General features: G+C 53.5%; 13 protein-coding genes. 9 read left to right on the top strand and 4 right to left on the bottom strand.

Annotated elements, in window-relative coordinates:
- The first annotated feature begins 23 nt into the window (after positions 1–23).
- The 3 genes from C1J03_RS17045 (at position 24) to C1J03_RS17060 (ending at position 3210) form a co-directional block, all read left to right on the top strand.
- On the top strand, positions 24–809 hold the full coding sequence (locus tag C1J03_RS17045) for a transporter substrate-binding domain-containing protein (protein WP_114887676.1): 786 nt from the start codon (positions 24–26) through the stop codon (positions 807–809).
- A 743-nt stretch (positions 810–1552) separates the two neighbouring features.
- Positions 1553–2335: a transglutaminase-like domain-containing protein gene (locus tag C1J03_RS17055; protein ID WP_114887678.1), complete on the top strand. Its 783-nt coding sequence runs from the start codon at positions 1553–1555 to the stop codon at positions 2333–2335.
- A gap of 122 nt (positions 2336–2457) precedes the next feature.
- Entirely contained in the window at positions 2458–3210 is a 753-nt protein-coding gene (locus C1J03_RS17060) for a proteasome-type protease (RefSeq protein WP_114887679.1), read from the top strand.
- A 28-nt stretch (positions 3211–3238) separates the two neighbouring features.
- Here C1J03_RS17060 and C1J03_RS17065 read toward each other — a convergent pair whose 3' ends face one another.
- Positions 3239–6559, bottom strand: coding sequence for a transglutaminase family protein (locus C1J03_RS17065; protein WP_114887680.1), 3321 nt, complete (start codon positions 6557–6559; stop codon positions 3239–3241).
- 209 nt (positions 6560–6768) lie between these two features.
- On the opposite strand from C1J03_RS17065, the gene C1J03_RS17070 reads away from it, so the two are divergent.
- From C1J03_RS17070 to C1J03_RS17085, 4 genes are all read left to right on the top strand, one after another.
- Positions 6769–8196 carry a circularly permuted type 2 ATP-grasp protein gene (locus C1J03_RS17070; protein ID WP_114887681.1) on the top strand — a complete coding sequence of 476 codons (1428 nt, stop codon included), beginning with the start codon at positions 6769–6771 and terminating at the stop codon, positions 8194–8196.
- A 3-nt stretch (positions 8197–8199) separates the two neighbouring features.
- Positions 8200–9141 (top strand): alpha-E domain-containing protein, encoded by a 942-nt coding sequence (locus C1J03_RS17075; protein ID WP_114887682.1) that lies wholly within the window; start codon positions 8200–8202, stop codon positions 9139–9141.
- Between the two features lie 26 nt (positions 9142–9167).
- Complete coding sequence (locus C1J03_RS17080; protein WP_114887683.1) at positions 9168–9965, top strand: transglutaminase family protein; 798 nt, start codon at positions 9168–9170, stop codon at positions 9963–9965.
- Between the two features lie 468 nt (positions 9966–10433).
- Positions 10434–11594, top strand: a complete 1161-nt coding sequence (locus tag C1J03_RS17085) for an IS30 family transposase (protein WP_114887684.1) — start codon at positions 10434–10436, stop codon at positions 11592–11594.
- A gap of 204 nt (positions 11595–11798) precedes the next feature.
- On the opposite strand, the gene C1J03_RS17090 is transcribed toward C1J03_RS17085, so the two are convergent.
- Entirely contained in the window at positions 11799–13739 is a 1941-nt protein-coding gene (locus C1J03_RS17090) for a DUF3604 domain-containing protein (protein WP_114887685.1), read from the bottom strand.
- A 399-nt stretch (positions 13740–14138) separates the two neighbouring features.
- Complete coding sequence (locus C1J03_RS17095; RefSeq protein ID WP_114883801.1) at positions 14139–15299, bottom strand: IS30 family transposase; 1161 nt, start codon at positions 15297–15299, stop codon at positions 14139–14141.
- Between the two features lie 460 nt (positions 15300–15759).
- On the opposite strand from C1J03_RS17095, the gene C1J03_RS17100 reads away from it, so the two are divergent.
- Together C1J03_RS17100 and C1J03_RS17105 are read left to right on the top strand one after the other, a co-directional pair.
- Complete coding sequence (locus tag C1J03_RS17100) at positions 15760–16746, top strand: TAXI family TRAP transporter solute-binding subunit (RefSeq protein WP_114887686.1); 987 nt, start codon at positions 15760–15762, stop codon at positions 16744–16746.
- 63 nt (positions 16747–16809) lie between these two features.
- Entirely contained in the window at positions 16810–19065 is a 2256-nt protein-coding gene (locus C1J03_RS17105) for an ABC transporter substrate-binding protein (RefSeq protein ID WP_162798575.1), read from the top strand.
- Positions 19066–19144: 79 nt separating this feature from the next.
- On the opposite strand, the gene C1J03_RS17110 is transcribed toward C1J03_RS17105, so the two are convergent.
- A complete protein-coding gene (locus tag C1J03_RS17110) occupies positions 19145–20113 on the bottom strand; it encodes a TAXI family TRAP transporter solute-binding subunit (RefSeq protein WP_114887688.1) in 969 nt (322 codons plus the stop codon).
- Between the last annotated feature and the right edge of the window lie 478 nt (positions 20114–20591).

A 20591-nucleotide genomic window follows, 5' to 3' on the forward strand; every position in this document is an offset into this window, starting at 1 on the left:
CCTCAAATCAATAGGGACTTACCATGAATAAACTTACCAAACTCTTTGCGGCGGCACTATTCTCACTCCCCGTAGTGGCGACACAAGCTACGGCTGACCTTGCTGACATCCTTGCTGCTGGAACGGTTAAAATCGCCATTCCAGAATCCTTTGCGCCGTTCGGGTCATTGGGGGCATCAGGTGAATACGAAGGCTATGACGTTGATGTTGCCAAACTGATCGCTGCGGATCTGGGCGTGGAACTAGAACTTGTGCCGGTCACATCCAACCAACGTATTCCGTTCCTTGAAACGGATCGCGTTGACCTTGTGATCGCGACAATGGGTGCCAACCCAGAGCGTGCGAAATCCATCTGGTTCTCTTCCGCTTATGCGCCGTTCTTTTCCGGTGTCTTTGCAGCCTCTGACAAATCCATCGCAAGCGTCGCCGATCTTGCTGGCATGTCGGTTGGCCTGACCGGTGGCACACTGGAAGATCTGGAGCTGACGAATATCGCGCCCGAAACAACCGAGATCATCCGCTTTGGTGACAACGCCGCGACACGTGCGGCATTCGAATCCGGTCAGGTTGATGTCCTTGTCAGCGGGAACACGGTTGCCGCTGAAATCAGCGCCGCAAATGCGGACGCCGATATCGAAACAAAGTTCATTCTCAAGGAGTCTCCGGCCTTTATCGGCGTCAAGAAAGGCAACATCGACCTGCTGTTCTGGGTGAACACGTTCATCCTGCACAAGACCCTCGGCGGCGACTTGAACACCTTCTCGAACACATGGTTGGGCCAGGATCTGCCCGAACTGCCAAACCTGTAATCTCAAAAAACGGACAAAGCGGCTTTGGGCTGCTTTGTCCCGCATCGACACTCTGAGAGCGCCACAAGATGTAGGAATGCCTGCTATGCGGGCTGCAGCCGCAGCATGAGGTGTGCTCGCTGGATGTCGGGTTCGGGCCGGAAGCGGTCATGGCGGCGATTGCGGCCAAGGTCCGCATTCCGCCCTTATTGTTGAAATGTGCATGGTGCAGCATTGGTCACAAACGGCCCACAGCCGACCTTCGTGGACGGTGCAGCGAATGTCGGAACAGAGCCCAATGTTACCGATGCTGCGCGGCGCACCAATGTCCGGTCTGAAGAAAGCCCGGTAATGGATCTCAAGATTTCGACCTATCGTGAGCGTTGGCTTTAGTACCAAACGCTGCGCCACAGCTTCCCCAAATCGGCAATCGGTACACGAAAGCAACGTTTGGGTGGGTTAGATATTCCCTATGGGTGTGTTTTCGACTGCTTGGCGTAATACTCTTGGGGTGGCATTTGGGCTAAAACTGGCCTTGGTCACGGAACACGTCACCACAGCGTATTTTGCAGGAACGGGCCAGCTGCGAATAGATTCACCTTCCTCTCATCTCCTTTCATTTCATCAAAATAGAAATGCCTCTGTATGTGTTCCCTGATTTCGATAGGGCCTTGCTGTCGCTTCATGATTTTAACCCGACTTGCACGGTCGACATGGTTTGCACTCGGTGTGATACAGGCCCTACTTATCCTTAGGAACATCCAATGCGATTTTTGATCCGTGCCCATCTCGTGTACGACACAACGCAACCTGTTGACCTGTTGCTTCAAATTGAAGCTGCGGCGGAGGAGACCCAGCGTCTGCATGCCGTTGAGATGACGTTCGATTCCGGTACCACCCATTACAGCCTTGCGGGCGAAGAAGGAATCGGAACCCGCAGATGGATACAGACCGGGTTAGGGTTTGAATGCCGGTATCACGCGCAAGTCGATGTAACGCGTAGGGTCACAGCCTTGAATGCTCTTGCGCAAACATCGTGGGGTCAAATACCCGCTGATGTCATCAAATTTCTGATGCCGTCGCGCTATTGCCATCCCGAATTGTTTCTCGACTTTGTCTCAACCCAATTCGGGGACTTGCAAGGAGGCGCATTGATATGTGCCATGCGCGACTGGATCAGCAGCAATTTCAGATATGACAGTGCATCCAGCCCTGCGGGAACCACGGCAACAGACAGCTTCAACAGCCTGTCTGGCGTCTGCAGGGACTATGCCCATATGCTCATCACCTTTGCCCGCGCGGCTGGAATTCCAGCGCGTTTCGTCAGTGTTTATGGAGCGGATGTAGCGCCGCAGGATTTCCATGCAGTGACCGAAGTCTATCTGAGCGGTGCGTGGCATCTTGTCGATGCAACTGGCATGGCCAAAACTGCGGAAATGGTGCGCATTGGTGTGGGACGCGATGCTGCGGACACATCATTTATGACGTCCTACGGCTGGATGAACCTTGTCGAGCAATCTGTCGAAGTACGCCGGATTGCATTCTGATCAGGCTGATACGTTAGGTGTGCTGCATTTTCTGCGTTAATCCCATATTGTATCAAAGCGGGTAGCACCGTAGGAACATGTTACGTACTGATGCCACTTTCCAAGCTCCGGATTTTTGAGAAATGACTTATTGCATTGGCCTTCGCCTAAATCGCGGCCTTGTCTTCATGTCCGACACGCGCACCAACGCGGGGGTCGACAATTTCTCGACTACCAAAAAGATGTTCACATGGGATGTCCCCGGCGATCGGGTAATCACCATTATGACTGCTGGCAATCTGGCAACAACCCAAGCGTTGATCAGTGTCCTTGAAGAACGCTCCAAAACTGTTTCAGAGCGCAATCCAACCATTCTTGAACAGCCCACGATGTTTCAGGTTGCGCGCCTGATCGGCTCAACTCTCCAAGAAGTGATCCGCGACAGTGCCATGGGCGGACAGACAGGCTCGTCGCGCTTTACTGCGACGCTGATTGTCGGTGGCCAAATCAAAGGCGGCGCGCCTACGCTATTTTTGATCTATCCCGAAGGAAACTTCATCGAAGTGACCGAAGACGCGCCCTTCTTCCAGATCGGCGAGGCGAAATACGGCAAGCCGATCCTTGTACGCGCCTACCAGCCTGACATGAGTTTCGAGGACGCGATCAAGCTGATGCTTGTTTCATTTGACTCCACGATAAAGGCGAACCTCTCAGTAGGGCTTCCACTGGACTTGCAGGTCTATCCTAAAGACAGCTTCGAGATTGAGGAACAAACCCGTATCGAGGCGGACAACCCCTATTATCAAACGATTTCAGACGATTGGGGCGATGCGTTGCGCACAGCCCTTATGCGGCTGCCAAGCTACCGCAAAAAAGGGACCAAAGTGGCGAAATAGCGACACGGTCAAGGTTAATAAGGCAAAGTTATAATCCGGGCCTGCGACGAAGATCGAGGGTCATTGGAAACTCAGGGTGGGGCCGCTCCGGCACAGGTGTGAACGCCCCTGAAGTGTGGCCCATCTTCTCAAACCTGCTGAGCCGTCGCGCCTCCGCCTCATTGCCATTCACGGGGAAAGTGTCAAAGCTACGTCCACCCGGATGTGCCACATGATAGCGGCACCCGCCCAGCGATTTGCCCGTCCATTTATCAAAAATGTCAAACGTAAGGGGCGCATCGACCTCTAGCACGGGATGAAGCGATAGCGACGGTTTCCAAGCCTTGTAGCGCACGCCACCAACACGGGTGCCATTGGCTGCAGTAGCCTGCAGTGGCACCACACGCGCATTTGCAGTCACAGTATAGCGGTCAGGGTTTGCGCCTTTTAAAGTGACCTGTAAACGCTCTGATGAGCTGTCGGTGTAGCGCACTGTGCCGCCAATCGCCCCTGTCTCACCCAACACATGCCACGGCTCCAGCGCTTGGCGCAGCTCCAGCGTGATGCCCTCGTACGTGACCTCGCCACAGAACGGAAAGCGGAACTCGGACTGCGCCTCGAACCATGCAGGATCGAGCACCAGATCATGCGCTTTCAGGTCCGCCAACACATCGCCAAAATCCTCCCAAATGAAGGAAGGGAGCATAAAGCGGTCGTGCAGCGTTGTACCCCAGCGGGTCAGATTACCACTGATCGGGTTTTCCCAGCACCGCAAGATGAGCGCGCGGATCAGCACCTGCTGCGCAAGGCTCATGCGCGGATCGGGCGGCATCTCAAATCCGCGAAACTCTACCAATCCCAAGCGTCCTGTTGGACCATCGGGAGAGTAAAGCTTGTCGATGCAAATCTCGGTCCGGTGCGTGTTGCCGGTCACGTCGATCAGTGCGTTGCGCAGCAACCGGTCCGTCAGCCAAGGCGGTGGCGGCGTGTCCTCACTCGGGGGCCAAATCTGGTCCAGCGCGATTTCCAACTCATACAGGACATCATGCCGTGCCTCGTCGATGCGTGGAGCTTGCGAGGTGGGGCCCACAAAAGTTCCTGCGAATAGATATGACAAGCTTGGGTGCCGCTGCCAGAACAGGATCAGGCTTTTGAGCAAATCAGGGCGGCGCAGAAACGGACTGTCCGCAGGAGTAGCACTTCCTACAACCACGTGGTTGCCACCGCCCGTGCCCGTATGCCGCCCGTCCGTCATGAATTTATCCGCGCCAAGTCGGCATTGCCGCGCCTCTTCATAGACCGCTTGCGTGGTGTGCACGCAGGCCTCCCAACTGGCGGCGGGATGGATATTCACCTCAATCACGCCGGGATCAGGGGCGATGCGCATCACCTCGATCCGCGGGTCAGAGGGCGGTGCGTAGCCCTCGATCAAGACTTTGCGCTTTATGGTGCTGGACGCTGCTTCCACAGCGGCGATCAGTTCAAGGTAATCTTCCAGCTTTTCCACAGGCGGCAGGAAAACACACAGCCGCCCGTCGCGCGGCTCGACCGAGATGGCGGTGCGGACGCGGCCATCAAGATCGCCCAAAGTCTGTTCAATCTGCTCCTGCCCTGCAGCAGCTTGCGTGCGGTGGGCAATCTTTTGCTCTGCTGCTTTCGGGACTGGCGCAGGAGCATCAGGCAAAGGGCCACGGGCCTCTGTCGGGTCTTGCGGCGTGATGAAAGGATAGTCGCTTTGCGGCACATGGGGCAGCGTGCCAAGCGGCAAGCGGTAGCCCACCGGACTGTCGCCCGAGACCAGAAAAACCTTGCCGCGCCGCAGGTTCCAGACTTCGGACATCCAGCGGCTGGAGGCGCGCGCCTGCCAGCGCTGTACCGGCAGGACATATCCCGCAGGCGTGCTCAAGCCGCGCTCAAACACTTTTGCAATACGCGCACGTTCCTCTGGGTCGGCGAGCTTGGAGTTATCGGGCGTCACATTGGCAGGCAGGTTGCCTTCTTTGATGATCCACTCGGCTGGGTCTTCAAAGGCGGGCAGCACGTTTTCAGACGGCACCGACAGATAGGCAGCAATCTGTGTCAGCAGGTTCTGCGCGTCATCGGGGCCTACATCCTCATTCGTGTCCTCGCGGGCCAACAGATCAGCGTCGTGCCAGATCGGCTGCCCATCCTTGCGCCAATACAGCGAGAAGGTCCAACGCGGCAGCGTCTCGCCGGGGTACCATTTACCTTGACCGTAATGCAGCAAGCCACCTGTCGAGAACTTTCCCTGCAAACGGCGCATCAACTGATCCGCCAACCCGCGCTTGGTCGGGCCCACGGCGTCAGAATTCCACTCATCGCTCTCAAAATCGTCAATGCTGACAAAGGTCGGCTCGCCACCCATGGTCAGCCGCACATCACCCGCTTGCAACCGCTTATCCACATCATGGCCAAGGGTGTTGAGCGCATCCCACGCAACCTCGGAAAAGGGTTTGGTGATGCGCGGGTGCTCTGCCGTGCGGGTGACCTGCATGTCGAAGGCAAACTCGACATCAGCCGCACTTGCCACGCCCGAGATCGGCGCGGCATGGCGGTAATGGGGGGTTGCGGCCAGCGGGATATGGCTCTCCCCTGCCAACAGGCCAGACGTGGGATCAAGCCCGACCCAGCCTGCACCGGGCAGATATACCTCGACCCAAGCATGCAGATCAGTGAAATCCTTGTCCGTGCCCGCAGGGCCGTCGATGGCAACCAGATCGGGTTTAAGTTGGATCAGATAGCCTGAGACAAACCGCGCCGCGAGGCCGAGGTTGCGCAATGTCTGCACCAAAAGCCAGCTGGTATCGCGGCATGACCCGGCAGCGCGGCCCAATGTCTGTTCGGCCGTCTGCACCCCGGGCTCCATGCGGATTTCATAGTTGATCTCGGCAGTCAAACGGCTGTTGAGCATGACCAGAAAATCGATGGTGACCATAGGATTGCGCGGAATACTGGCCAGAAATGCCTGCAACAATGGGCCCACAGGTTCCATGCGCAGATAGATGCTGAGGTCAGGGGCGATGTCAGCGTCATAACTCAGCGGAAACTCCTTTGCGCTATCCTCGACGAAGAAATCGAAGGGGTTATAGACCGACATATCGGCTACCAGATCGACCTCGATCTTGAACTCGCGCACCGGTTCGGGGAAGACCAAGCGCGCCAGCCAATTGCCATAAGGGTCCTGCTGGTGGTTCACAAAATGTGCAGAGGGCGAGACGGTCAAACTGTGCGAGATCACCCGCGTGCGGGAATGCGGCGCCGGACGCAGCCGGATTATTTGCGGGCCCAACGTCACGGGCCGGTCGTATTTGTAATGCGTCAAGTGATAGATGCTTGCGGTGATTGACATTTTTTGCTGTCTCCTTGCGTCCATCGCGGCGCGATTACCGCCTATGAGTGACACTTCGGGTAGACCAGTTGCAACAGGTAGCCCGCATCGGTGGGCTCCAATCTGTTGTGGGCCTAAAAATGAGGCGCTGCATTGACGGCGCAAAGGTTTACACCAAGCGTATCTTTTTGATCTGTTGTAGTCTCGCAGAATAGCGATACGGTCGTTTCATGGATCAAAAAATAAACCATTTCGACGAGATGCTATCGGCACCTGACAGCGTAAGAGAGCCATACCGCGCCTATAAAAACTGGTTCATGAATCAGAACCCCTCACGCCTCAAAACAAAGTCCAAAGAGGCGGAGGCGTTTTTCAGGCGTACCGGCATTACCTTTAACGTCTACGGCCAAGAGGCGGCCCAAGAGCGGTTGATCCCCTTTGATCTGATCCCACGGATCATCGCCAACCGCGAATGGACCAAACTGTCGCGCGGGATTGAGCAGCGCGTGCGCGCCATCAACATGTTCCTGCACGATATTTACCACCGCCAAGAGATCCTGCGCGCAGGGATCATCCCTGTCGAGCTGATCGCCAATAACGACGCCTATTTGCCCCAGATGATCGGCCTGACCCCGCCAGGCAATGTCTATACCCATATTGTCGGAACCGATATTGTACGCACGGGCGAGGATGATTTTTACGTGCTTGAGGACAATGCCCGCACGCCCTCTGGTGTCTCGTATATGCTCGAGAACCGCGAGACGATGTTGCAGATGTTTCCCGAGTTGTTCAGTCAGAACCGCGTGAAACCCGTCAGTGATTACCCCAAGAACCTGCGCCGCTCGCTGGCCGCTTGTGCGCCGCGCAACTGCGAGGGCAAATGTACCGTGGCGATCCTGACGCCCGGCATCCACAATTCTGCATATTTCGAGCATTCGTTTCTTGCCGACCAGATGGGCGTAGAGTTGGTCGAAGGGCATGACCTGCGTGTCGTGGACGGCCATATCGCCATGCGGACGACCCGAGGCTACAAACGCATCGACGTGCTCTACCGCCGTGTGGATGATGGCTACCTCGATCCGCTAAACTTCAAGCCGGAGTCGATGCTGGGCGTGCCAGGCATCATGGATGTCTACCGCGCAGGCAATATCACCATCGCCAATGCCCCCGGCACAGGCATCGCCGATGACAAGGCGATCTATTCCTACATCCCCGATATCATCGAATTCTACACCGGTGAAAAAGCCATTCTCAAGAACGTGGAGACCTTCCGCTGTGCAGAAGCAGGCGCGCTGAAATACGTGCTCGACAATCTGACGGATCTTGTTGTGAAAGAGGTTCACGGTTCTGGCGGCTACGGCATGCTTGTGGGCCCTGCCGCAAGTAAGAAAGAGCTGGCGGCATTCGCGGACAAGCTCAAAGCGAACCCTAAAAACTACATCGCGCAGCCGACGCTGTCGCTGTCCACTGTCCCGATCTTTGCCAAAAAAGGGCTGGCCCCGCGACATGTGGATTTGCGCCCGTTTGTGCTGGTCTCTCCACGCGGAATCGAGATTACCCCCGGTGGGCTCACCCGCGTTGCATTGCAAGAAGGATCGCTTGTGGTGAATTCCAGTCAGGGCGGTGGGACAAAAGACACTTGGGTTCTGGAGGACTAGAGCATGTTGGGCAAAACCGCAGGTGGGCTGTATTGGATGTTCCGGTGTCTTGAGCGAAGCGAGAATACCGCCCGTTTGATCGAGGCGGGGTTTCGCATCGCATTAACACGCTCGAACGACACCACATCAGACTGGAAATCCGTCGTTACGACCGCAGGGGTGCGGGCCGGCTATGACGCCATCTATGAGAATTACACCGCTGAAAATGTGGTGGATTATCTGCTGCGCGACACCTCCAACCCCTCCGGCGTGATGTCCTCGGTGCACTCTGCACGCACCAATGCACGCATGGTGCGTACCGCCCTCACAACCGAGGTTTGGGAGGCAGTTAACGAGAACTGGATGGCGATGAAAGACGCACTGAAGGCCCCGATCCGCGACACCGAACTGCCCGCGCTTTTGGGTGAAATCCGCCGGCACTCCGCCTTGGTGCGCGGTGCCCTGCATGGCACTATGCTGCGCAACGACATTTTTGATTTTGCCCAGATCGGCACAGCGGTTGAGCGTGCGGACAACACGGCGCGGATCATTGACGTGAAATATTACACCCTGCTCCCTTCCGCCAGCTTTGTCGGCTCACCGCTGGATAACGTGCAATGGGAGACGGTTTTGCGCTCTGTTTCTGCGCATCGCTCGTTTCGCTGGCTGGGCGATGGTGAGATGACCTCTGCAGGAATCGCAGAGTTCCTGATCCTTGATACGCGCTTTCCCCGGTCGCTCTATTTCTCAAGCAGTCTGATCGCTGAAAAGCTGTCTTACCTTGAAAAAGATTACGGGATACGGATGGACTGTCATGCCCTGATAGAGGCGCAATTAGCCCAGATGCGCGCGCACACAATCGGGTCGATCTTTGACGCAGGCCTACACCAGTTCATCAGTGCCTTTCTCCGCGACAACAATACTATCGGCGCGCAGATTGAAAAAGACTACCGATTTAATGGATAGCCACCTCTAAGGGAAACGTATCGCGCATGAAGCTTTCGATTAGTCATACAACGACATATTCATATGATGCGCCCGTCGCTTACGGCCTGCAACAGGTGCGCCTGACCCCTGCAACCAATCGCAACCAGACTGTGCACGACTGGAGCATGGACATCGAGGGTGGAACAGCCGAACTGACATGCGAGGATCAATACAATAACCACTGCACCTTGGTTCAGGCACAGGGCGGTGCCACGCAGATATCGCTGACAGTTTCGGGCGAGATCGAAACCCATAACACAGACGGGATCTACGGCAAAATTTACGGGGCTGCCCCCTTGTGGCACTTTAGACAGAGCACGCTTCGCACCAAAGCAGGCGAGGGCATTGCCGCGCTCTCGGAAATAATTTCGAACCGCGATGGTGATCTGGGCGAGCTGCACGCTCTTTCCGCCCGCATCCTTGAGGCCGTGCCTTACGGGCAGGCCGCGACGGATGTCACCACCACCGCCGAGGCGGCGCTAACCCTTGGGGGCGGTGTTTGTCAGGATCATGCGCAGATTTTCATCGCCGCTCTGCGCCACGCGGGTGTCCCTGCGCGCTATGTCAGCGGCTATCTGATGATGGACGACCGCATTGATCAGGACGCAACCCATGCTTGGGCCGAGGCCCATATCGAGGGGCTGGGCTGGGTCGCTTTTGATGTTTCCAACTGTATTTCGCCCGATGAACGCTATATCAGATTGGCGGTGGGCCGTGATTCCATTGACGCCGCACCAGTATCCGGGATGCGGATGGGCGACGCTTACGAGGCAATGACGGTGACGCTTCAGGTCCAGCAATAGTCGCTGCGTCGCATACTTAAACGGTTGCTACAGTTGAAGAATCCCCTCTCATAACATTTCTATTGAAATCGCGATGCGTTGTTATTTTGTGATCGCCCTCAACATATAGTCGGATATCATCCGACTTGCTGTGCGGTTCAGTAGTAAACCACAAAATGCTGGAACGCCGACCTGAGCGCCTATTTTTGTTACTCAACCCGTTCGGCTTTACAAGTCCAGCGAGTATTCACAATCCTCCCAAGTTGCGTTTCGCTAAAAGAGCAGCATCGAACAAGCGGTCATTAATCAATATTCTGCCAAGGTCGGTTTTGCCCCGCATAGCTGTCGTTGGTGCAGGACACAGCGAATGGCAGTTTTGATCGGTTAGCAACCAATAGCTGCGGCGTGTAGATTATTGTACACGAAGGGCGGTTGCCTCAACTGATCGACGCAACACTTTAATCTTTAGGAAGAGATGGAGTGTTTTGAATGAAGTATCGTCGCAGGATCTATTATTCAGCCGAACAGCGTGCCGATATCTGGGATCGATGGCAGCGTGGCGAGTCGATGAGGTCGATTGGGCGCGTTTTTGATCGCCACTCATCGTCGGTATTTTCCGTGATTTCACCGACGGGCGGAATACGTCTACCTGATCGCAGACGCGGTCGTTCTGCATTGAGCCTTGCTGAGCGTGAAGAGATATCTCGTGGGCTCAGCACCAAGCAATCTCTCCGGGCAATTGCGCGTCAGTTGCGACGTGCGCCTTCAACGATCCGCCGCGAGGTACGACGCAATGGGGGCAAGTTGTGCTATCGCGCAACGGCATCAGACCAAGCTGCATGGGATCGGGCTTTGCGCCCCAAGATGTGCAAGTTGGCTTGTCACCCGATGTTGGCCCACGCAGTATCCGCAAAGTTACGGCGCAAGTGGTCGCCAGAACAAGTTGCTGGTTGGTTCAAACGCGCATCCCCTGGAGAGGCGCACAAACAGGTGTCACACGAAACGATTTACAGAAGCCTATATATACAGGCCCGCGGTGTCCTGAAGAAGGAGCTTCTGGAGCACTTGCGGGCTAAACGCACTGTCCGGCGCTCACAGCATGCCAGCCAGAAGCGAAAGGGAAATGGCCAGATCAAGGACGCTGTATCTATCAGCGAAAGGCCTGCGTCCGTCGAAGATCGTGCTGTTCGGGGCCACTGGGAGGGCGACTTAATCGGTGGATCAAAGAACAGTTATATCGCGACACTCGTGGAACGGCATTCTCGGTACGTGATGCGGGTCAAAGTCGCGAACAAAGACACACAGAGTGTCATCACGGCGCTGATCAAATCGGCTCAGAAACTGCCGCGCGAGCTCTACAAGTCGCTGACGTGGGATCGTGGCAAAGAGCTGGCAGATCATCCGCGATTCACGTTGGCAACCGACGTTGATGTCTACTTCTGCGACCCACAATCACCGTGGCAGCGCGGGTCAAACGAGAACACCAACCGGCTTTTGAGGCAGCACTTGCCTCGCGGAACGGACCTATCCGTTCATTCCCAAGCAAAACTCAGTGCAATTGCAAGGCAACTCAACGAACGACCTCGCAAGACCTCGCAAGACCAAACGCCAGCAGAGATGTCCGCAGAGTGTGTTGCATCGACCGGTTGAGGTCGCCGCGGATTGCGGACATTGGCCCAGCATTTCCGAATATCTGCTTAGAAATGCATCGAAATATATCGGAGTTTGGTGCTGTTTTACGTTGAAGGGCAGAAGTAGTTTTATAGACCCTACTTCTACCCTTTATAGCCAGTCATTGGCATTGCCGCCCCTTATAGATCGACAACTTTTGAGACCACACTTCGAACGTGCGGTTCAGCCTTTTGGTGTGTACCAGATCGGAGACGTGTACGCGCGCTCTTGATGCTCAAGCGGGGCACCTTCTGGCACTTCCAAACCATATTTAACAACATCATAGAGATACCACGGTGGTGTTGGAATTTCGAGAACCCGAGCATAGTAGAAGGCACGTTCACCAGCATCAAAATCTGGATCGCTCCAGACCGTAACTAGTTCTGAGGCACCGATTGTATTCGCCCAAGTAGCTGTTGCCGCATCGACCGTGCTGCCGACCGCGGAGAGTTTTCCGTTTGCATCCATTTCCCGTTCATCCGACCAAACCACGTCGTATACTTTTTCGTGCGTGTTACCCTCAGTATCCACCCACCCTTTAATAATTTGCACGCGGTCAAGGTTGGCACCAATCGGGTCACGCAGTGCGGCTACCAAGAAGTTGGGCGCTTTGTTGTTCTCCGGTGGGGCGATCAAATCAGCCCCCATGGGGACGCCCTTTTCATATCCGACTGCGGATATTTCACGTTGTTTGAGATCGGCGTCGTTGAAATCATAACCGCCAAAGAAACGCACGGCCATGCGCGGGCCGGTTGTCCCATAAACTTCTTTGCGGTCCATGGCATCAAATAAGGATGCACGGGTGTTTTCTTTGGCCCAGACAGCCGTCAAACCGGATGCAACCTGTTGCCAACTGAAGATCTCTCCATTTTCGTTTTTCATGAAAGGATGAGATAGCCGTTCCGGAGATGGTTCGTATCCGGAGTGCTTGCCGAAGAAGTTATTTTCTTCAATTGCGGGCAATGAGTTATGCGAATCTGTCGCTCCGACTATTCCAAATTTGTAGGGGTTGGTGCCGAATTTATCTTCGAGAACCATGCCGTTTTTCAAAGCTTCACGAGCATATTCACCTGCAAGCATATCGTCGGTTTTTGCCGCACTCAAATCCAGATTGCCTACATCCCAAGTCCCGAAGTCAGCAAATTCATCATCTGGTGAAAGGAAAGGATGTGTTTCCCCGTCACCTTTGATCTGGGTTGCCTCATACACACGTTCCCATTTGGCACGCTGTTCCACATAAAATTTGTCAATTGCCTTGCCGGTGAATTGCGCATCCATCGGGAACATAATGCCATTGGATAGGTTTCCGTTGTGCGCGAATGTCATGGTCGAGCCGTTTGTTTTGGTTTCATAGTTTTCGAGATATTTGTACAAATCCAGCGGGTCATTGCTTCCGACGGGGGCCTGGGTTGTATACGGAACAACCTGGCGCGCGCGGTCGGGACCATCACGGAAAATGACGTTACGGTGCAAATTGGCCCCCTTTTCAAGAGACGTCCACTCAAAGCCAATAAAGGCTGTAAATGTACCAGGGTCATTGAAGTCCTCGGCAGCATTAATCACTTCGTCCCAGATCGTCGCATAACGCCGTGCGCCCGGTGAATAATTGGCAAACATTTCGGGGTCCATTTTGCCTTGGGAAAACGTTCCAATCAGATCGAGCGTCGCGTCAACGGCTTCCTGACCTCCGGCTCCAAAACCTTCGGCCCAACGCGCGCCTTGCTCGTATTGCGTAATGATCGGAGCCTTGGCCAGAATGTCGCCAATCATGCCCATCCCGTCGGAGTGATCCGTGATTGCCAGCCAATCCAGAGGGCGGCTGAGCCGTATGTCCTGACCTGAGGACGCCGTCACTTGTTCTCCACGCGCCACACGGTAGGCCTCGTGAAGTCCTAGTCGGTTACCAAAGCCGCCCGCATCCATCGAAAGGGAGGTGTGCAAATGGCTATCGCCCCAAAGAGGGCGCTCAGGAAACGAACGATCAACATATGGAGAATATGGCTTGTCGGTTGGAAACAGGCCGTTCAGCTGGCCTTCGTCGGCTTGAATTTCCTGAGCAAAGGATGTGCTGGCAATGATGATCGCTAGGGCCGTCGACCCAGAAAGACATCTAAGGTTGGTCATGAAAGTTCCCTCCAATGGAATATTTGGGCTACGATAACGCTTTTGTGAACTGAATTGCAATTCAACCAGCTAGAAACGCAAACAACATTGATTCAAATCAAACTTGATCAACTGTTGCACCTGCTCGGGTGTTTGAAGTTGCTTTGATCACCTAATGTAAATTGCTCGCGAAGTGTTTTCGGCGAACATTGGGTGCAAGCGCCGTTTAATACAAAGCAACCGTAAAATATTGTTTTGAAACGGTTGTTTCGATTCAGGAAAAGTCTTTGGCGATATACGACGTAAAAGCCGGCTAAGGGCCGGAAGCTGTAGTCGCGCCGATTGCCGTCAACGGGAGCTTTGTCCCGCATAGCAGTCGTTAGTGCAGAACGCAGCGAATGGCGGCTTTGAGTGGCGACCTCAACCGGTCGATGCAACACACTCAGCGAACTTCTCTGCTGGGGTTTGATATTGCAAGGTCTTGCGAGGACGTTCGTTAAGTTGCCTTGCAATTGCGCTGAGCTTTGCCTGAGAATGAACGGATAAGTCGGTTCCTCTTGGCAAATACTGCCTCAAAAGCCGGTTGGTGTTCTCGTTTGATCCACGTTGCCAAGGTGACTGCGGGTCGCAGAAGTAGACATCGACATCCGTGGCCAGTGTGAAGCGCGGATGATCTGCTAGCTCTTTGCCACGATCCCACGTCAAGGATTTGTAAAGTTCTCGCGGCAGCTTCTGAGCCGACTTGATCAGCGCAGTGACGACGCTTTCAGTGTCCTTGTTCGCGACTTTCACCAACATCACGTATCGTGAATGCCGCTCGACCAGGGTCGCGATATAGCTGTTCTTCGATCCGCCAATCAGGTCGCCTTCCCAGTGACCCGGAACAGCGCGATCCTCGACGGATGCAGGCCTTTCGCTGATGGACACAGCATCTTTAATCTGGCCATTACCGTTGCGCTTTAGGCTGGCATGCTGGGAACGCCTGACTGTGCGTTTTGCGCGCAAGTGCGCCAGCAGCTCCTTTTTGAGAACGCCACGTGCCTGTATATAAAGGCTTCGATAGATAGTCTCGTGTGACACCTGTTTGTGCGCCTCCTCCGGGAACGCCCGTTTGAGCCAACCCGCAACCTGCTCGGGAGACCACTTGCGCCGTAGCTTTGCTGATACTGCGCGGGCCAATGTCGGGTGACAAGCCAGCTTGCATATCTTTGGACGCAGAGCCCGGTTCCAAGCAGCCTGATCTGAACTAGACGCACGATAGCCGACTGATCCGCCATTGCGCCGCACCTCCCGGCTGATCGTTGAGGGCGCACGTCGCAACTGGCGTGCAATCGCACGCAAGGATTGCTTGGTACTCAGCCCGCGGGATATCTCTTCGCGCTCAGAGAGGCTCAATGCAGAACTGCCACGCCTGCGATCCGGCGGCCGTATCCCGCCCGTAGGTGAGATGACCGAAAATACCGACGACGATTGGCGATCAAAGACCCGCCCAATCGAACTCATCGACTCCCCACGTTGCCATCGATCCCAGATCTCGGCACGCTGCTCAGCTGAATAGTAAATCCTGCGACGATACTTCATTCAAAACACTCCATCTCTTTCTAAAGATTAAAGTGTTGCGTCGACCAGTTGAGGCCACCGCCCAAACTGACCGATGCTGCGAGCTGCGCGAATGGCCGCTATTCGTATCAAGAAAGGTAAACGAAAAATGCACCAAGATTCGATATGGCGATGTTCGGCAGTTTCCAATTTATGAGCCATTAGCCTAAAGAAGCTTGGCTCAAGGATCGGGACCTTTCCTGTGGGAGTAGATGAGGTTTTAGCTCGATAAAACTCCTAACCCACTCGGTCTGAATGCGGGGTTTTCCAATCTCTAAAAGCGAATGCGGCGCTTGCTTTTCGCCAATGGCGGGAACATCTACCGTGCTGCGTTTTTGTCCCGACTAAAGAGCTTGTTTCGATGGCTTTTGAGAGAGTATCGTAACTTTTGTAGAATCAAAATGATGGAAAACCTCTTGAAACATCTGGTGTGGCTTCCTGAATGCATAAATTAGTGCTCAACTGCTTGCGGAAAGCGGCAATAAGTATTGCAATTATCCTTGCGTTTGGCCTGGCACCACTTCCTGCAGTGGCGGAGAACAAATCTATAGTTATCTCGAGTGGCGGCCCCACTGGAGTTTACTACCCCGTTTCGGTGGCGATTTGCAGATTGTATAATGTCAAATATTCGTTTTTAGGCCATGGCTGTACCGTCGAGTTATCCGGGGGGTCAATCGACAACCTTATGCAGTTGCGCGCTGACAAGGTGGACTTCGCGATCGTCCAGTCAGATTGGCAAGCACATGCAAAGAATGGAACAGACACCTTCGCCGATGTTGGAGCACATGTCGAATTGAGATCAGTGTTTGCGCTTTACACCGAGTCCTTCACCGTCGTGGCACGCGCAAATTCCGGTATCAACAATTTTCAAGATCTGCTTGGGAAGCGAGTTAACATTGGCAACGCTGGTTCTGGTCAGCGAGCGACCATGGAAGTGTTGATGGACCAACACGGATGGAACAGATTCGATTTTGCCTCTACGCGCGAATTTGCGTCTGATCTGCAGGCACAGGCTCTTTGCGACAACGAAGTTGACGCCATTGTGTTTATGGCAGGACATCCTTCTGGGACGATAAAAACGGCGACCGGGACGTGCGATACAAAGCTGGTTAGCATTACCGGACCAGAGATCGACAAACTGCTTGAAACAAGTGATCATTACCGCGCTTCGATTATTCCTGCAGGAACATATTTTGGCCAAACTGAGGATATTAGTACCTTTGGTGTCAGCGCCACAATGGTAACGACCTCTGATCAGCAGGATGAATCGGTTCTCAGATTGGTCGAAGTCGTCTTCGAAAAATTTGACCGGCTAAAGAGACTGCACACTGCTCTAACGAACCTAGATGCAGTTGAAATGCAGAAGGACATCATGCCCGCGTCACTTCATGATGCGGCTTCCTCCTTTTATTCTACCGGTGTAAATTGATGGCCAGCACATTGGTGCGACACCCAGTAGCGCAAAATCTACTTTCCAATGGATCTTAAAAACATGAAATTATCCAAAATTTGCGCTTTGGCGCGCTTTACCCTGCTTTGTGCACTGGCTTTTGCGTTGGTTCTCTTTGGTGGAGCGACGCAAGCGCAGGATGCAAAACCTTGGATTGTAGCAGTAGCAGGTCCAATGACTGGCGAAAGCGCGCACCTCGGAAAAGCGATGGTTGATGCAACCAGACTCAAAGCTGAAGAGATCAATAAGGCGGGCGGCGTCAACGGCAGATCAATCGAAGTGGCTGCATACGACGATCAGAATTCCCCTGAGCTTGCCGCAAAGGTTGCCCTAGAAATCGCTACCCAAAGTCAAGCTGTTCTCGTGATAGGGCATCGTACCAGCGGAGCGTCAATCGCCGCCGCACCAGTCTATATGGAGCACGGTATTGCGGCGATAACGGGCACGGCTACAGCAGATGCTTTGACCGTAAACAACCCGTGGTACTTTCGAGCGACCTATAACAATAAGATGCAAGCCGAGTTCAGCGCAAACTACATAAGCAGCGTTCTTGGTTATAGGACTGCAACCCTTGTTGCTACCGACGATGCCTACGGGCGATCTTTACGAGACGCTTTCAAGGCTTCGTCTGAGAACCTCCGAATGGACATCGCACACCTCTATGATGTGGACCCAGAAAGCCCAGATATCGACCTTGATATGGCAGATATTGTGGCGGAATTGTCCCTGATGCCAGACAGCGGAATGGTATTTCTCGCCATGAATGCAGTTAACGCTGCACATTTTGTGCGCGAAATGCGCAATTCAGGGTTCGCTTTGCCAATCTTCGGTGCAGACTCGATCAACCAAACATTCCCGAGTTACTTTGAACCGGACCCGATCCTTAAGACCCGCCCGGGTGATTTCACAGATCAAATTTTAGCAACAACATCAATGATATGGGACGTGGCAAATGAAGATGCCATTAAGTTTAGGAATGAGTTTGCCGACAGATTTGGCACTTCGCCCGACTCTGGCATGGCGCTTTATTATGATGCGGCAGGAGTCTCGTTCAAAGCACTTGCGAGCATAGATGCGAGTATCTCTGATTTAACAATTCAACGTGAGGGTATACGAAACCATTTTGCGAGCTTAGACACCCGCGCCGACGCTTACGAGGGTATCACGGGGAAGATATTTTTTGACGATATCGGCAACGCAGAAAAGACCGTTCCCGTTGGCGTGTTTGAGTTGGGCGAGTTCATTTCTGCACCAGTCCAACTTCAAGCTGTCGAAAACCCAGTAATGGTCCCAAATTTTTCCGACAAACTCGAAAGCGGTGAAATTGTTCCCCAGTCCGACGGGTACATGCACGCAACTCAGATTGTTTACTTTGGGGTTGACCTGAACGAGGTTAGTAACCTGAACACAGCAACCGGTAACTATGATTTAGATTTCTATCTCTGGCTGAGGTATCGGGGCAAGCTAGATCTCAACAAGATTGAGTTTAGCAATGCGGTCACACCGATAAATTTGGACAATCCGATCTGGAAGCGTGAACGCAATGGCATGAATATTGTCACATTCAAAGTGCGAGGAACATTTAGCGGAGAGTTCCAATTTGCTGATTACCCGTTTGACCGACAGCACATAACTCTGGTCGTTAGGCATCAGGATCGGAATAGTGAAAGCATGCGATTTGTGGCGGACAGACTTGGGATGTTGCTTGCAGATGAAAATTCAACCCTCTTGGCTAAGGTTGAGCAAGAGCAAGCCTTTAAGACCTCAAAGGGCTGGAGGGTGCTGGACGCACAAATCTATCAAGACTTGATCAAGACTGCGTCAACGCTTGGTGAAACACGTTTCTTTCAGGGAGAAACTGAAGTTAACTTTTCCCGAATGGTTCTTTCATTGGAAATAGGCCGTCACCTAACAAGCTATAGCTCGACAATTCTACTCCCAATGACCATTCTTTTTACGATTGGTTTGCTTTTGTTCGCCGTTCCGATTCAGGAACTGCCGCCTCGGTTAAGTGGCGGCATTCTAGTGCTTGTGACCGTTTCGTTGCTGCGCGCGCGCTTGTCCAACGACCTCCCAAATATCGGCTACCTCGTTGCTATCGACTACATATTCTTTGCACTACAAATCATTATGCTGTTTGGAATTTTGGTAAGCGTATTAAGTTATTGGTTACTGGCCAGCCAAAGGAGTGTCGCTGCAAGTCGCGTCAACAAATTGGGGGCGGTTTTGTACCCCATTCCCATTCTTGCGGTGGGTTTCTATATTTGGTTCACAATCAGTATCGTCGCCCCGCTTTGACGGTATGTTCTACACTGTAAGGCGCAAACAGAAAGGGGAGTGCCAATGCACTCCCCTTTCTGTCACAAAACCTAGATGGTCAGTTCGTGTTTATTTCCGAGTAGAACTTAGCGGCCCCATCGTGCAACGGTGCTGAAAGGCCATCCTTGACCATCTCTTCTTCTTTCAAGATGCCAAGTGCTGGGTGAAGCCTTCGGAAACGTCTCATGTTGTCGAAGACTGATTTCACAAGCGCGTAAACGGTTTCATCAGGCACTTTGCTGGATGTTACCAATGTTGCCCCAACTCCAAATGTTTGGGTATCATCTTCATTCCCCTTATACATGCCACCTGGAACTGTCGCAGTTCGATAGTAGGGGTTGTCTGCAATTAGCGCTTCAACTTCTGGACCAGCGACTTCAACAAGTACAGTGTCGCATTCAGTTGTTGCTTCTTTGATTGATCCGCTGGGGTGACCAACGGTAAAGACCATAGCATCGATCTTGCCCTCACAGACAGCCCGTGCCTGATCGGAAGACTTTAGCTCTGTAACGAGTTCGAAATCGCCCACAGTCCAGCCTTTTGCTGCCATAAGAACGTCCATCGTCCCGCGAGAGCCTGAGCCGGGATTCCCAATGTTGACCCGCTTTCCCTTAAGGTCATCAAAGGTTTTTATGCCAGCATCAGCGCGCGCGACCACCGTAAATGGTTCAGGGTGGACCGAAAACACTGCTCGCAAATTCTGATCCGCACCATCCTCTTCGAACTTCGAAGAGCCGTTGAAGCTGTGGAATTGCCAGTCAGATTGCGCAATTCCGAAATCAAGCGTACCTGCACGTACGGCTTTCAAATTGTAAACTGATCCGCCCGTCGACTCCACGGTACATTGAATTCCGTGTTCGGCAGTGCCACGGTTGACCAGGCGACAGATGGCTCCGCCGGTTGGGTAGTAGACACCTGTTTTCCCACCTGTGCCAATTCGGATTACGGTCTCTTGTGCGCTTACGGCAAACGCCCCTAGGGCTACAGAAGCCGATAAGCAGGCTACTTTTATCAATCTTGATGTCATTTTTATCCCCTTTGCAGCAGCGAGGCTGCCTTCTTGGCTAAGTTCTGACGCTAGCCATCATGTGGAATCATCAACTACATGCGTCGACGAAAAAGCAAGTAAATATTGGGTATAAGCTGGGTATGGCGGGCGCTTTCCGAGTTGGTTTCCACAAAATGATTGCCAAAGCACGGCGTCGTGAGCTGGAATCATTTTGTCGCGGCCCTCTAAACAGAAAATCTTATCTGTCGAACTGTTGTTGCTGCCATCACATCTTCCCCTGCGGAAAGCCCAGCAGTGTGTTCGTGGTAAACACGGATTATGCTCAGAGCATATTGAATTCTCAAGCGCGAAAGGCCTCCAAGTGGGCTATCGCAATGGTATAACTCAACGACTGCTGGCAACTATTTTGCTGAAAACGGTTTGTCCACGCGGCTGAAGGGCTTGCTCAACTTGGTCGATCAAACGGGTTGAACGCCGCAAAGTGATGGTTAGTTTA

It is taken from the genome of Sulfitobacter sp. SK012 (assembly GCF_003352085.1).
In the GTDB taxonomy this organism is placed as follows: Bacteria; Pseudomonadota; Alphaproteobacteria; order Rhodobacterales; family Rhodobacteraceae; genus Sulfitobacter.